General features: G+C 35.2%; 14 protein-coding genes. 13 read left to right on the forward strand and 1 reads right to left on the reverse strand.

From position 1 onward, the window contains the following. Positions 1–129: 129 nt before the first annotated feature. The 3 genes from IL356_RS15685 (at position 130) to mobB (ending at position 2,795) form a co-directional block, all read left to right on the forward strand. Entirely contained in the window at positions 130–684 is a 555-nt protein-coding gene (locus IL356_RS15685) for a hypothetical protein (RefSeq protein ID WP_121848454.1), read from the forward strand. Between the two features lie 498 nt (positions 685–1,182). Beyond that, positions 1,183–1,767, forward strand: a complete 585-nt coding sequence (locus tag IL356_RS15690) for a BfmA/BtgA family mobilization protein (protein ID WP_121848455.1) — start codon at positions 1,183–1,185, stop codon at positions 1,765–1,767. A 5-nt stretch (positions 1,768–1,772) separates the two neighbouring features. Continuing rightward, positions 1,773–2,795: a MobB family relaxase gene (mobB, locus tag IL356_RS15695; RefSeq protein WP_121848456.1), complete on the forward strand. Its 1,023-nt coding sequence runs from the start codon at positions 1,773–1,775 to the stop codon at positions 2,793–2,795. Positions 2,796–2,984: 189 nt separating this feature from the next. On the opposite strand, the gene IL356_RS15700 is transcribed toward mobB, so the two are convergent. After that, positions 2,985–3,392, reverse strand: a complete 408-nt coding sequence (locus tag IL356_RS15700; protein ID WP_121848457.1) for a helix-turn-helix domain-containing protein — start codon at positions 3,390–3,392, stop codon at positions 2,985–2,987. A gap of 144 nt (positions 3,393–3,536) precedes the next feature. Here IL356_RS15700 and IL356_RS15705 point away from each other — a divergent pair, with 144 nt between their 5' ends. The 10 genes from IL356_RS15705 (at position 3,537) to IL356_RS15750 (ending at position 14,498) form a co-directional block, all read left to right on the forward strand. Then, on the forward strand, positions 3,537–5,108 hold the full coding sequence (locus tag IL356_RS15705) for a HEPN domain-containing protein (protein ID WP_121848458.1): 1,572 nt from the start codon (positions 3,537–3,539) through the stop codon (positions 5,106–5,108). A 4-nt stretch (positions 5,109–5,112) separates the two neighbouring features. Next, positions 5,113–5,460: a hypothetical protein gene (locus tag IL356_RS15710; protein WP_121848459.1), complete on the forward strand. Its 348-nt coding sequence runs from the start codon at positions 5,113–5,115 to the stop codon at positions 5,458–5,460. 275 nt (positions 5,461–5,735) lie between these two features. Further along, the gene (locus tag IL356_RS15715) at positions 5,736–7,649 is read left to right on the forward strand and encodes a DNA methyltransferase (protein ID WP_162987852.1); all 1,914 of its coding nucleotides are present in this window, start codon (positions 5,736–5,738) and stop codon (positions 7,647–7,649) included. Between the two features lie 50 nt (positions 7,650–7,699). Continuing rightward, the gene (locus tag IL356_RS15720; protein ID WP_225621517.1) at positions 7,700–10,240 is read left to right on the forward strand and encodes a DEAD/DEAH box helicase; all 2,541 of its coding nucleotides are present in this window, start codon (positions 7,700–7,702) and stop codon (positions 10,238–10,240) included. Positions 10,241–10,242: 2 nt separating this feature from the next. After that, positions 10,243–10,476, forward strand: a complete 234-nt coding sequence (locus IL356_RS15725) for a hypothetical protein (protein ID WP_121848462.1) — start codon at positions 10,243–10,245, stop codon at positions 10,474–10,476. An 87-nt stretch (positions 10,477–10,563) separates the two neighbouring features. Then, positions 10,564–11,031: a hypothetical protein gene (locus IL356_RS15730; RefSeq protein ID WP_121848463.1), complete on the forward strand. Its 468-nt coding sequence runs from the start codon at positions 10,564–10,566 to the stop codon at positions 11,029–11,031. 131 nt (positions 11,032–11,162) lie between these two features. Continuing rightward, the gene (locus IL356_RS15735; RefSeq protein WP_162987853.1) at positions 11,163–11,318 is read left to right on the forward strand and encodes a hypothetical protein; all 156 of its coding nucleotides are present in this window, start codon (positions 11,163–11,165) and stop codon (positions 11,316–11,318) included. A gap of 9 nt (positions 11,319–11,327) precedes the next feature. After that, a complete protein-coding gene (locus tag IL356_RS15740; protein ID WP_121848464.1) occupies positions 11,328–11,939 on the forward strand; it encodes a GNAT family N-acetyltransferase in 612 nt (203 codons plus the stop codon). A gap of 471 nt (positions 11,940–12,410) precedes the next feature. Beyond that, complete coding sequence (locus IL356_RS15745; RefSeq protein WP_121848465.1) at positions 12,411–13,694, forward strand: site-specific integrase; 1,284 nt, start codon at positions 12,411–12,413, stop codon at positions 13,692–13,694. Between the two features lie 333 nt (positions 13,695–14,027). Continuing rightward, a complete protein-coding gene (locus IL356_RS15750; protein ID WP_121848466.1) occupies positions 14,028–14,498 on the forward strand; it encodes an Hsp20/alpha crystallin family protein in 471 nt (156 codons plus the stop codon). Positions 14,499–14,732: the final 234 nt, after the last annotated feature.

The raw sequence follows: 14,732 nt of genomic DNA on the forward strand, positions 1-14,732 counted from the left end.
TGTATCTAGCCGAGACCTCTCTGTCCCTTCTATTCTAGCTCTTATTTATTATTGGGAAACTACTATATTTATAAATAATAGATTATGTGCTCGTAAACATACGAGCCGAGACCGTTGGTATCAATTTAAATGAACCTAGAAAAAGACAGTTTTGTAAAATACTTCTCTGTAAATCGGAATGAGTATCATGACCCCAAGTTGGAACAAGAAAGCGGCCTCGTAACTCTCGTAAACAAGGGATTTGATAAAATGAATTTGATTGGGAATCTTTTTATAGTCGTTATTGTTCCAATTATTATAACTATTGTAATTACCAATAAACAATTACCGAAATCGACGAATTCTTATCTTATTGGAATTGCAACGGTTTGGTTTATTGTAACCTTTTACAAACGAGTTCAAAAAATCGTAGCTAATAACAATGTCATTATCGATCTTGAAAAAAGATTAGTTATAATCGAACCGCAAGATTATTTTCGGAAGAACATTATGAAAACCAAGAAACGAAATATTTCCTTCAATTCAATTCGTAGCATAAAAACTAAATCAAGAAATTACGATAAATTTAACTCAGGATTTAGATTGGTCTTAAATTATGGAAATGAGGAAGTTACCTTGGTGGACATTTGGACTAAAAAATTGGGAACTGAATTGAGTCAATTTGTACAAAAACTGGTTGCTTAAGACGAATAAAAACAATGTTTATCAGACCTGAATTTTGTCATATAGGCACATGTAATTGTCAAACAAATTCTCATTTTAGAAAGATCCCTAATAGTGAAGTGTAAACAAGAAATGGAAAAAATTGGTTATCTTTAAAAAGTGTCTTTGAGCACTTCAGTACGGCAGTAATTTTATGATTTGACTTTCCAAAAGTCCGTACAAACCAAATAATATTTATTGTGCAACTGATTCCCAAATCAGCTTGTATTTATTCGGTCCCGCTTGCGGGACGAAGGAATAGCAAGAGGGTGATGCGCAGAATGCGCCATCACGGTTGTTTTTGGGTCTTTAACAAGTTGAAAACCAGTCAATTGAATATATTTTGGAATACTATTCAAAATCTGGGGCTACAGTAGACTTTTCCAAAATCTACAGTAAACCCTTTGGGAAGCCCTGTAAACACTGGAATTTTTTGACGAAAAAATTGACGCAATTTCACTAAAAAACAAAATCGCACCTATGGAAAAGCAATCAACAAATGATAGAAAAAAGAAAGGAACCGGTGCTTATTCCAATATCACGGTAAAGAAAGAAACGGCCACACGCTTTCGCAGCTATTCCAAAAAGTTCAACAAATCGCATAGCGAGGTATTGGATGGAATGATACAATACTTCAAGGAGAACAACCTTGACCCTTTTGGAGAGGGAACAAAGGTCATCCTTTACAGTATCAAAAAATTGGAGCGTCAGATGATGAAAAAATTCGATAGAATCATTGCCATTATCAAGAACATGGAAAAGACCAGTATCCGGCCCACCTATGAAATGATGTTGATTCTATATGAGGCCTATGTAAAGGATGGGAGGAAACCCAAACGTGAACCTGTTAAGTTACAGGAAGAGCGAATGGATTTTCTGGAGCCAAGGAATACTGTTCCAAAAACAGAGCATGATAGAATGCTGCAAGAATTCAAAGAATATAAAAAACACTGCAATGAAATCCTCAACAGCGTTGAGAAGGTGGAGCCGATCATGGGAAAGCCTTATCTAAAGATCAATATGGACATTGGGGATTTTGAAAGCTTGAAACATCAATTAAAATAGCACTCATGTACCTTACCATCTCAGCACAGAAAATGGGCAGTACCTACAACTCCAGTGTAGGTAACTATGTGGATTATCTGGAAAAGGAGAACCAAGATAGGTTGCCTGAACAAAGGGAGGAATTCTTTGACCAAGAAAATAACAGAGTAAGCCCTCAAACGGTCATTGATGAAATAGATGCCAATACGGCCAAATTAAGGCAGAAAGACCCGAAATTCTATTCCATAGTGGTCAGTCCCAACCAAAGGGAACTGAAGGCCATCGGCAATGACCAGAACCTGTTAAGGGAATACACAAGGAAGCTCATGGAGGACTATGCCAAGAGTTTCCACCGTAACCAAGAGGTAAAGGCCGAAAACCTTAAATATTATGCCAAGATTGAGCATGAGCGCACCTATCGTGGCTTTGACAAACAGGTTCAGGAGAATGCACCTTACCGTGGCGAGATAGCAAGGCTAAGGAACGAGATACGGAAAGTGGAGCGTGGAGAATCCATAGGTAATGTCAAAGAGCTTGAAAAAAGAATCAAAGAGCAGGAAAGATTGGCCCCACACAAACAGAATGGAAAGTTAGTGGCAGCCGGAATGCAAAAAGAGGGGCCTCAGACCCATATCCATATCATAGTCAGCAGAAGGGATGTGACGAACACCTATACGCTTTCACCCATGGCCAAGCACAAGGCATCCGAAGTGGAACTGAACGGAAAGACCATAAAAAGAGGGTTTGATAGGGACAGTTTTTATCAATCGGCCGAGAAGACCTTTGACAAGACAACAGGGTTCAAACGGAACTATGTGGAATCCTATGTTGGGAGAAAGGCCCATGCCAAGGAACCGGGAAAGTTCTTTGCCAAGGTCATGGGGCTGCCCACCAAGGAAAAGGACATGGCCTTTAAACTTCTTAAAACGATGGGTGTCAAAGCACCAAGTATACCGACCAATAAAGTGCAAATGGCAGCCAAGATCATAAAGGCCCTTGGGAGGGGAATCGATAAGGCTAGGGGGACTGGTGAGGATATGGGTTATTGAAATCCAAAAAGTAGGTTGCGCCCTTTCGGGTTTTTGTTCTACGCTTATCTACCGGAACACTACAAAAACCCGATAGGATCCATGCGCAAAAGTTGGGGGTAAGAATTTGGGACGCTTGCAGCGCGAAACAGGGTTTCGCTCGCCGTTTTTGCAAGTTGCTTTATAGGTAGTTTTAGTTAGATGATTGGTTTATTTCTTGTCCAGTAACTTTTCCAAGTAAGTTACCTTGTCTTTTTCAGCCTGAACAAGACGCTCATATAGCTCAACAACTTTTTCAATTGTATTAAAAGTTGGTTGGTAGTTGAGAGAACTGGCGATTATTGTTGAATTGTCGCTGCTTGTATTGTTATATGTGTTGTTGATAATGTTAAAAACGGCTTCTTCAGAGAAATTCTCGATTCCCTCTTTGGTAACTCCCAAGGCTTTGGCTATTTCTTCCAACTTTACATCATCCACCTTTTCGCTATTCTCGATATTAGAAACGGCCTGTTGACTGATGCCCAGTTCCTCTGCAAGGGTTTCCTGTTTCATTCCGCGGAGTTCCCTGATCCTACTGATCTTTCTGCCTATATGGTTGTTCTTGGTCTTTATCTGCATATCTCAAATATAGGGTGTTTCGTACAATAATCCGATTGTAAAATACAAAACACTTTTAATAAAATACAAGTGTCTATGGTGGGGTACTTGCGAATGTGGCCCTAATATGGTCAATGATTCTCGAACCCTTTAAACCACAATATCATGACACATGGCACAAACATACCAAAACACTTTGAAAAAGTGGAAGAGCTGTCCGAATTGCTCGACAGCATCCTGAACATCATTACCATTGACAGGGCCTTTCTTTCTAAGAAACAAATTGAGGGAAACACCGAATATTATTTTCTTACCCTTTTTGTGGATATCAACAATGACCCACTTCCCAATGAGATCCGTTCACTGGTCGCAAAGAAAGGAAAGAAGCATCCCGATTTCAGGATAAGGGTCTACACGGAGAACCAATCCGAAACAGGCCTTGAAAGGGGTGCCCTCTATTTCTTGGAACATTGTTGTCTTGGGAAGACCGTCTTCGCCCATCCCGAAGGGGAGAACATCATGGATTATTCAACAATGGCGTACCAGACCCTCATGAAGAGGGCTGCTAGCTATCATAAATCGGAACTGGCAAAAGTAACTGCCTTTGCCAATACTGCGGACATCTTGATCAAGGAAGGGGATTATGCTATTGCCACTTTCAATATGCACCAGGCCTTTGAACTTTCATTCAGGTTCATTGAACAGATGTGTATTGGAAGGAGCATGGTGACCCACAGTATCATCAGCCATATCAACTATTGCAAACACTTCTTTCCCTCCCTCCAACCTTTTACGGAATCTTCTGGGACGAACAGCAATGAACTGTTGTTGCTGTTGGAACACGCCTATAGTGTTGCCCGTTATGGGAATGAATTTGAGATCACCAAGGTACAGGCCAAGACCATCCAAACACAAATGAAGAATTTCATCCAAGAAGTGGAATCCATTTTCCATAAACATCTTGATCAGTGCAAAGACCAAATCGACAGAATCGGAAAGGATTTTGAGAAAGCATTCCCGAAAGTAGCCGAGAACGTAGGGAACAATAATGAAGAATCATTTGTTGGTCAATTGAAGGAACTGGAAAAAATGTATTTCCATGCCTTGAAACCCTATATCCCTGAAAAGGGCTTGTACATCACCGAACTCATAACCGAAGGATACTGTGAAACCTCTTTTATGATCTCCAACCTGATAAAGGTTTGCATTGTTGCATTGGAAAATGAATATATCCCTACACGCATTGTTCCCCAACCCCACCACAATGTAAGTGAGGTTTTGGGATACATACTGGATTTGATTCCACATGATGAAATGGAATTCTTGGACAAGGTCAGAAACTGCTTTCGGAACAAAAGACAACCACAACCCAATAAATCCATTCACATGAAATCAAAGAAGAAAAGGTTAAAGACCTTGGAAGAGATACAACAGCTCAGGAGCAATCTTTCGGGACTGTTGGGAAACAAAAAGTCCATCGACCCCAAAGGAAACTATGTGACCTTCGAGGTCAGGGACAACAACCATCTTTTGACACAAATCATAAGTCTTTTGGAGGTTTGCGTGTTCGCACTTGATGGGGAAGGAATGATGTTGTTTCCTGCCAATCAAAATGCATCAAAAGAGGACAGTGTGATCCAAGTATTGGAACTGGTATTGAGCATCCTTCCTGATAGCCAAATTTACTTCATGGACAAGCTGGACGAAAAGCTATCAAAACTTGAAAACAAAAAATGAATCCATGAACCCAAACGAAGAAAAGCTCCTAAAGGATTTGAGACTTCACTCAAATGATCATTCCCCTACCTTGGTTCCCCATCCATGGTTCAAGGACAAGTTCCAGCCTACTTTCTTTTACATTGACGGTCATGCGGATCTGTTGTTGACCGTTCGTGCATTGATATACCTTTCCATAAGGGCAATAAATCCAGAGCTTGGCTCGGATGATGTAATGGACAGGAACGAAGAGGAATTCATCCATCAAGCGATGACCATAGCCAACCGTTTGATGCCAGTCGGGGAAGAGGCTTTGATGGATCACTTAAATCAATATTTCAGAGATGAAAAGAATTGTGGAAAAGAACCATGAAATTGGTAAGCGTTTTTATAATTCATACATTTATCTTCCCTTAATCATTATATCCATATTTAATGATTAATTATTAAGACTTCACTTTTGATTTTCCACGACTATTGACCATCCTAGTATTAAAGCAAACAAAAACAATTTTACGTTTATTCCTCGGATATAAGATACATGCCAAAAGTTAAAATAGCAGCTCTTTTCTTTAAAAACTTCTTTCAAAATAAAGAGAATATTCCTCGTTATTATCCTATTTTTAGACCAAATACGAGTATATATTGATGAATTTATCAGAAAAGGAAAGGGAATATTTAATTGATAAATTGGGAAAAGGAGAGTCTATACCTATAGATTTTAAGTATAAACTTTTTCCAAGCGTTCAAAAAGAATATGAGCTTGCATATGCGGGAAAAATGAGAAAGGAAGATATTCTTTCAGATGAAGATGGGGTTACGGCTGTACCTCTGCAAGTTGAAAAGGTTTTTAATGGTAACAGGGATGCTTTTCCAGATGGATGGAAGAATATGATAGTATTTGGAGATAATCTTCAATTGCTAAAGACAATTTATAAAAATGAAGACCCTCTAATCAAGGGTAAAGTTAAAGGCAAAGTAAAATTAATCTACATAGATCCTCCTTTTGCAACAGAATCCGATTTTAATGGGACACAAGGTCAAAAGGCGTATTCCGATAAGACAAAGAATTCTGAGTTTGTCGAGTTTTTGAGAAGAAGACTCATTGTTGCAAAAGAAGTTTTGGCTTCCGATGGAGTGATTTTTGTTCATCTGGATTGGAAGAAAGTTCATTATATAAAAGTTTTAATGGACGAAATTTTTGGTGAACATAATTTCAAAAATTCTATTACATGGCATTATGGAGGTAGGATGATGCACCATCTAAAGCAGTTCAATAGAAAGCATGAGATAATATTATTTTACACGCAAACCCAGTCTGGCTATACGTTTAAAATGCCAAAGGATGAAGTAGATTTTGATGAATATGCCAAATCCAGACACGAAAAAATCCATGTTGATAAAAATGGAAAAAGGTATTTGCTTGCTCCAGATGCAAATATGGAAAGAACTACGAGACAGTACGAAGATGAAATTGTTGCAAGAGGTAGAGCAGTGGATGATGTATGGCCTATAAGATATATTAGGGGTAACGCCAAAGAAAGAACTGGTTATCCAACACAGAAACCAGAGGAATTAATCAAAAGAATAATCGAGTCGACTACAAACGAAGGTGACTTGGTTATGGATTTTTTTGGAGGAAGCGGCACGACAGCATCAGTTGCTGAAAAATTGAACAGAAAGTGGCTCGTTTGTGATATTGGAAAGTTTTCATTCTACACAATGCAAAAAAGACTGCTTACAATTCAAAATTCAAAATCGTTAATTGAGAAGAAAAAGAATTATAAAATTCCTGCAAAATCATTTTGTACAATAAATACGGGAATCTATGACATTCAAAAGCTTTTTCAACTTCAGCATGAGGAATATATTGAATTTGTACTTAATCTGTTTGAAGTTTATCCAAAGATAAAATCTATCAATGGAGTTGAATTTCAGGGAGAAAGGAAAGATGGTTATTTGGTCCAGGTGTGGAAATATTGGGATTTTAAAGATGCTTCAATTGATGAGTATTTTTTAAGAAATCTACATGAAAATATTGGGAATAGAGTTGGTGATAGGTTATACCTTATTGCTCCCGCAAACTCAGTCGAATTTATCGATGATTATTTTGAAATTGGTAAAGTAAGGTATTATTTCCTAAAGGTTCCATATCAAATAATTGAAGAGCTTCACAAAAAGAGATTTAAGAAGTTTAGACAGCCTACAAGCTCAAGTGATATTAATAACTTAGATAATGCTATCGGCTTTCATTTCATAAGGCAACCAGAGGTCAAATCTAATTTTGACGGTAAAAATTTAAACATCACTTCGTTTAAAACCTATTATCCGGATGAGGAAACACTTAATGAGATTCCTGATTTTGAAGCATTGGCAATGGTTTTAGTAGATAACAATTACAACGGTAAAGAATTTATCCTATCTGAGTCATTCTTTGCAGAGGATATTTTTAAAAAGGGTGAGCCAATAAATATTTCGTTAAAAGCAAAAAATGGCAAAAAGGTATGCGTTATCTATGTGGATATTTTTGGTAACGAATTCAGGGAGATTCTAAATAAATAAGTACTGTTATGCTGCATGATAAACTGACGTATCAAACGAAAGATTTGGTTTTGAAAATTAATAAGTATTATGATTCTACCGATTTATCTATAGAATATTGGGATAGATACTTGGATACACTTTGCGGTAATAGGGAATATCAGAAGGAAGCAATTAAAAATGCTTTGATTTATCTAGCTTCAAAACAGTACAACTCTATTAATGACTTAATTAGACAAAACCATTCGAATAATCCTGAAATTAGAAAGAGATTTGAGCATGTGGATGAATATTTCAAGAAAATTCAGTTGCCTCATAAACTTTCAGGCACTATCGATTTAGCAACTGGAACAGGAAAAAGTTTTGTCATGTTTGGAATTGCCCAAATAATGTTGGGATTGGGCATCGTAAAAAAAGTATTGGTGCTTTGTCCTTCAATAACAATTGAAAAGGAGTTGAAAAGAAAATTTATTCAACTCTCATCTGATCCTAGACTTTCAGAATCAATACCGAAACAAGCAATTTTAAAAAACCCAAGAATTGTTGATGGTAGCGTCACGGTAGTAGAAGGTGATATCTGTATAGAAAATATCCATGCAGTATATGAGCGAACAGGCTCTTCTATTGAAGATAGTTTCGGTTTTAAAAAGGGATTTGAAACATTGGTTCTTAATGATGAATCACATCATATTTACAATAAAACAACGGGTAATGATTTGCAAAGTAAAAGCATCAAGGTTTGGAAAAGATTTTTACTGGATGATGCATATGCCTTTAATTATATTTTAGGTTTTACCGGTACAGCTTACATTGACAACGACTACTTTAACGATGTGATATTCAGATATTCATTGAGAAGTGCAATTGACAAAGGTTTCACCAAATCCATTGACTATGTAGGTGAGGATGATAGTTCTAACGAAGACCAAAGATTTCAAAAAATTTACCAGAACCATCAAAAGAATAAAATAATCTACAGGGATGTTAGGCCATTGACCATTTTGGTTACTAATAACATAAATAATGCTAAACGACTGGAAACAAGGATTGTTGAGTTTCTATCCAAAGAGGAAAATATATCTGAAGAAGAAATTAGGAGGACAAAGGTCATAACAGTTACTTCGGACAAAGTACATGAGCACAACCTGATAAGATTAGAAAATGTTGATGACAAAGATGAAACAATTGAATGGATAGTTTCTGTTTCAATGTTGACAGAAGGGTGGGACGTGAAAAATGTTTTTCAAATAGTTCCAATGGAGGAAAGAGCATTCAATTCAAAACTGCTAATTGCTCAAGTTTTGGGGAGAGGGTTGAGATTACCTGATTTATATCCAAATGCAGCCAAAGTTGTTATTTTTAATCATTCATCGTGGGGTTCCAAAATTAGAGGTTTAGTTGATGAAGTTCTTGAAATTGAGTTAAGATTGGTTAGCCAAGTATTGACTAGTGAAACACAGGAAAGAAGTAAATATCACTTTAATCTTTATAACATCGATTATAAGAAAACGGAAAGAGGGGTTGAAAATACAAGTGAAACTAATACATTCAATTACAAGGGTTATATAAATTTAGAATCGTCAGTCTCCAATGTGAAAAAGGAAACTATTTATTTAAACGTGTTAGGAGGAGTAAGTGAAGCCGAATATGATATTAAATATCGTTTTACGCCTTTAAAAGCAATAATTAATAAGATTTATAGTGAGTTTCAAACTAGGGAATGGGAAGGGGTTGTGTTGAAGTTGGCCGATTCGGAGTATACAAAGAATAATTTACCACCAAGAGAGGAAATAGAAAAATTATTGAGGCGTTCCATGGAAAGGGTTGGAATTGAAGGGGATTTAATAGATGAAAATAATAAGCGAAAAATATTTGCTGCATTTAACACACTATTGAGAAAGAAGAACAAATCAATTGTATTGGAGAGACTAGCCCAAAAGCCATATCTAATATCAACTAAAAAAAGAGAAAGGGAAACTCTTTCGGTCGGTAATCTTAGAACCGCTGGATCTACGGTTTTCTACACAAATAAATATGAGTATGAAATAGAAGATGAGGATATACTGAGAATTTTGAATGAAGTATTAGAGGATGAGGATCTTTTGAAAAGTTCAGAAAGAGAGATCAACGCATTTGATTTTAAAACTCCTGTTGATATTCTATTTACCACTAAAGAACCAGAAAGAAAATTTGTTGAAAAATTAGTTAAAAATGACAATTCCAAAATAATAGACGCTTGGTTGAAATCAACTAATCAAAATTTTTATTCGATTGAATACTCATTGACAACTGCAACAGGAAACCATACAAAGCAATCCAAGTTTAACCCAGATTTTTTTATAAAGGTATCCAAAAATGGTATTGAGCATATAATAGTGGTTGAGATAAAGAGCGATAAAGATTATTCTCCTGAAAACAAAGCTAAGTACAAATGGGCTTGTTCTCATTTTAAAGAACTTAATAATCAACTTGAATATCATAAAATCGACCAACACTATGACTTTCATTTTCTTAGCCCTGAAAATTATGACCAGTTTTTTGAGTATTTGAAAAATGGCAAGCTTATAGAAGGTAAGTTTATAAGTAACCTTGACAATGAATTAAATAATTAATTATGTTTTTGAGAACAGAGCCATTAAGTAGGGAAGAAGAGGAACTTTTTGCGGCCTTATTGGATAAAGGTGTAAGTCTTCAAATTGTAATGTTTGAGGACTTGGATGGAAAATCGGAATATCCAATTTATTTAGCCATATTTAATGGAAGACCTTGCCATTTTCACTATTCCCACAAAGACGAACATACTCTTAATGCTACAATAAGTGACGTTTGGAGGTTCTTGACCAAGTAATTCCAAGTAAAATGTTTACCTGTCCTATTATTTTACGTCAGATATGAGAATGACTAAAGGTTGACGAAAATCAGGGTATTTATAACTATGCAAAATATTCTAAGCGAACCACAATTTGAAAACCATATTCGAAAAGATATATTGAATGAAATTCTATCTGATAGAGGGAATTTTAAGCTATATGATTTTAAAAAGGCAGTAGATATTATGATAGCTGAAAATGGTTCTAGACCTAACTTATATTTTTTGGAAATTAAGTATCACAAAAAGAGTAATGGTAGATTAGGGTTCGGTTCAGGTAATGGTGTTGGATTTCAACCTGAAATGCTTAGAGATCAGACGGACTATTTTGAAACTAATTTAAGATGGATATTGGGTAACATAGAAAGTGAGAATTATTGGTTTGTTGATAATACTGTAATTAGAAATTATATCAGTGGTGGTGTAATAGGAGAAAAGCATAATAATATTCAAGCTAAATTCTTTAAAGAAGTACCTTCTGTAAGTAAGGAAAAACTCATGTTGCTTTTATCTGAATGGTTGTTCTTGCAATAAGTGTCGTTAATTATTTACCTCTTATAATGATACTTAGTAGAGGTCTTGATTATATAAACTAATGGAGTTTTTGGTATAAAAATTGTTTTAAAACGTTTAAATTATATAATTTTGTATCATATATAGAAACAATGGCAATAGCAATTAAATCTATACCTGTATTAAAAGATAAAGCAGCAGTTCATTTTACTACCAAAATAGCTGAAAACTCTGCTAAGAAATCTTCTATTGATTTTTCCAAACAATCTTCTGTTGCTTCAAAGATTTTAGCTAAAGCTAAACTATAATCTTTTGCTTTGGGTTTTCTACTTGAAAGTTGCACATTAAAACCCTACAATCAAGAAGTTATAGATGGTTGTGAACCTTTTGATTGCGATCATCCTGATTTAAATGATTTTTTTAGAAATGATGTGGAAAATTATTCTGCTGAACTTTTAGGAAAAACTTATTGTTTTACTCTTGATGAAGATCCATCAATAATTGTTTGTGCTTTTACAATATCAAATGATAGTATTAAAACCACGCATCTTCCAAATTCTAGGAAAAAGAAAGTAATTAGGGAAATACCACGTGAAAAACATATGAGAAGCTATCCAGCGGTTTTAATTGGTCGTTTGGGAGTTCACAAAGATTATAGAAATGTTGAAGGTGAAGAGGATAATACTGGAAAACAATTAATGGATTTCATTAAGTCTTGGTTTATAGATGGAGCAAATAAAACAGGATGTCGTTTTATTGTTGTGGATTCATATAATGAACCCAGGGCATTAAGATATTATGCTAAAAATGGTTTTGAAAGTCTATTTTCTACTGAAGAACAGGAGAGGGAATTTACAGGTTTACCGGATGAAGTAAAGCTATCAACGAGACTATTATTCTTTGACTTGATAGTTTTGGCAAAAGAATAGACATACAATAACTTGAAAATGTAGAACTATATTTTATCGAGTTAATATTTTGGATTTTATGTTTGATTCCAAATAGTTTAAATTTTAATCTTATTTTTACTAGTAGTTAAACACATAAAATTTGTGTTCAAAAGTTGTTTTTCGCTTTCCGTGTTCTTAACGGGAATACCTCCAAGATTACAGGGTTAAAACAATGATTTTCAATACGATAAGATTACGTCGATGATTCAGTCATCCCGACACTTAGGATATTAAAATTGATTTTTTAATATGTAATTAAATGAAAACCAGTAAAATACATTTTTACTGGTTTTTTTTGTATTCATTTATAGACACTATAATTAGTGTCCTAATTAGTGTCCTATTTTCTAAGGAAAGAAATGCCTAAATTTATAGTTCACGACCTGTGATTCGACTTTCGAGATGATTTGGCTTTCGATTTAACTGAGTTTTCAATTAAATACGAAAGTGATGATTTCAGAACACACATTCAACGTTCATTTCTGGTTGAGGAAAAATGCCCTTAAAAAAGATGGTACAGCTCCTATCTATGCGCGTATATGGATAGATAGTAAGGCAGTTGACATTAGTACAAAAAAAGCTGTACTTGAGAAGAATTGGAATTACAATGCCTGCCGAGTTAAGTCCAAGGTAAAAAATTCAGGCAATATTAATGATGCACTGGATACAGTGAATTTAAACTTAAAAAGTGCCTACAGACAATTATTGGAGAAAGGCCATCCCATAACGGCCGAAGCTATAAAACTTCGCTATACAGGAAAAGATAGAGAAGTTTTGACATTAATGGAATTGATTACCTATCACAGGGAAAATGAAATCCAAAAGCTAGCCCCCGGAACTGTCAAGAATTATAAGGCTAGCGAAAAGTACATTCGACGTTTTATCCAAAAAGAATATAAAGTGAAGGACATTTATCTTCTGCACATCGATTATTCTTTTATAACAAAATTTGAAAATTATTTACGTACCTGTTCTCCATTAAAAAAATCTCAACCCTTGCGGAACAATGGTATAATGAAACACTTGGAACGACTTCAAAAACTTACGAACATGGCTCTGAAGCATGGTTGGATTAAATCTAACCCTTTCAATTTGTTCCAATTGAAATTTGACTCATACGATAGCGCCTTTTTGGAACAGTCCGAGTTGGATTGTTTAATGAATGTATCACTATCCAATGACAGTATGTCTCTAGTGAGGGATATTTTCGTTTTTTCGTGCTACACTGGTCTGAGTTATATAGAGGTGAAAAATTTAAGTGCAAAGAACATCGTTGAAGGAATTGATTGCGAAGATTGGATTGTACTACGGAGGAAGAAATCTAATGTACCTGTAAAATTACCCTTGCTAAATGAAGCCAAATTAATACTTCAGAAATATGCTTCTTATCCAAAAGTAGAAAATGGATATCACCTTTTACCCGTATTTAGCGATCAGAGACTTAACCTTTACCTGAAACAAATCGCCTCTATTTGCAAAATTGATAAACATATAACTTTCCATGTTGCAAGACATACTTTTGCTACTACGATAGCTCTATTAAACGATGTTCCGATTGAGACGGTCTCTAAATTGCTAGGCCATAGAAAATTATCTACTACTCAAAAATATGCGAGGGTAATTGAGAAAAAAATTAGTAATGATATGAAATTGTTGAGAAGGAAACTTGATGAACATAAGCAAAGTAAGTCAAATAATCATACCAACAAAAAGGGACATTTGAGGATTGTATAAGGCTAAAAATTTGATAACAAGCGAAATTGATGAAGTTGGATTACAACTTCATATGGAGAATGTAAGGATCAAATTATTCTAAAATCCTTATTATTAATGAAATAAGGAAAGTTCCATTCGGAAGCATCAAAATTTATGTTATACGCTCTGTCAAATTGACATATGCTCGGTTATGCACTATTTTCTAGAACACTAAAAATTTAAAAATTTTATTAAAATTGAAAGTTTCAACACTGTGCATTTCACAATTGGCATTTCATTTGTTTTCTTATAAACTGTCCCAAGGGGCATATACTAATGACAAAATAATGTTGAACTTAAATTTTTTTTAAAATGAACAATGTATTAACTGTTCCGAAAAATGGAAGTTTAGCAACTTCCGATTTAGGATTAGCCAATTGGTCGAATTGGATTGACAATGTCTTAAAATCCGAATTATCCGGTGTATTACCTACAGGGTATAATAACGGAATTACCTTGCCCAGAGTAAACATTAAAGAAACATCTGATGCCTTAATTTTAGAAATGGCCGTGCCTGGAATGCAAAAGTCCGATTTCCAAATCGAACTTGACAACCTATTACTCTCCATATTTTCTAAAAGTGAAGTCGACGAGCAAGCGGGAGGAAGTACATACGCTAGAAGGGAGTTCGGATATACCAATTTTAAACGAACCTTTAGATTACCAGAGACTGTGGATTGCAGCAGGATTGGTGCATCATATCAGAATGGTATTCTTGAAATCCTCTTACCTAAAAAAGAAGAAGCGAGGCAAAAACCTCCTAGGATAATTCAATTATCATGAGGGGGCAATAAAGAACTATAATGTGGGGGTATTTAAATACTCCCACATTAATTAATTTTCTAATAACCTTAATTTAAGCATATATGGTTGTGGCAATGATGCATTGGCAATTTATCGGCTAAATAGGTTAATGAATTTGGAGTGGAACTTGTTAACGGAATTATATGATTTACTCGTTGATGATTAATACCATATCCTCGCTAAACCTGTAGTCGAAATCAAATTTGCCATCAG

Source organism: Euzebyella marina (assembly GCF_014855515.1).
Classification (GTDB): Bacteria; Bacteroidota; Bacteroidia; order Flavobacteriales; family Flavobacteriaceae; genus Euzebyella; species Euzebyella marina.

Coding starts and splice junctions, on each gene's coding strand:
- IL356_RS15685 (WP_121848454.1), top strand. CDS start 130: ATGAACCTAGAAAAAGACAGTTTTGTAAAATACTTCTCTGTAAATCGG.
- IL356_RS15690 (WP_121848455.1), top strand. CDS start 1,183: ATGGAAAAGCAATCAACAAATGATAGAAAAAAGAAAGGAACCGGTGCT.
- mobB (WP_121848456.1), top strand. CDS start 1,773: ATGTACCTTACCATCTCAGCACAGAAAATGGGCAGTACCTACAACTCC.
- IL356_RS15700 (WP_121848457.1), bottom strand. CDS start 3,392: ATGCAGATAAAGACCAAGAACAACCATATAGGCAGAAAGATCAGTAGG.
- IL356_RS15705 (WP_121848458.1), top strand. CDS start 3,537: ATGACACATGGCACAAACATACCAAAACACTTTGAAAAAGTGGAAGAG.
- IL356_RS15710 (WP_121848459.1), top strand. CDS start 5,113: ATGAACCCAAACGAAGAAAAGCTCCTAAAGGATTTGAGACTTCACTCA.
- IL356_RS15715 (WP_162987852.1), top strand. CDS start 5,736: ATGAATTTATCAGAAAAGGAAAGGGAATATTTAATTGATAAATTGGGA.
- IL356_RS15725 (WP_121848462.1), top strand. CDS start 10,243: ATGTTTTTGAGAACAGAGCCATTAAGTAGGGAAGAAGAGGAACTTTTT.
- IL356_RS15730 (WP_121848463.1), top strand. CDS start 10,564: ATGCAAAATATTCTAAGCGAACCACAATTTGAAAACCATATTCGAAAA.
- IL356_RS15735 (WP_162987853.1), top strand. CDS start 11,163: ATGGCAATAGCAATTAAATCTATACCTGTATTAAAAGATAAAGCAGCA.
- IL356_RS15745 (WP_121848465.1), top strand. CDS start 12,411: ATGATTTCAGAACACACATTCAACGTTCATTTCTGGTTGAGGAAAAAT.
- IL356_RS15750 (WP_121848466.1), top strand. CDS start 14,028: ATGAACAATGTATTAACTGTTCCGAAAAATGGAAGTTTAGCAACTTCC.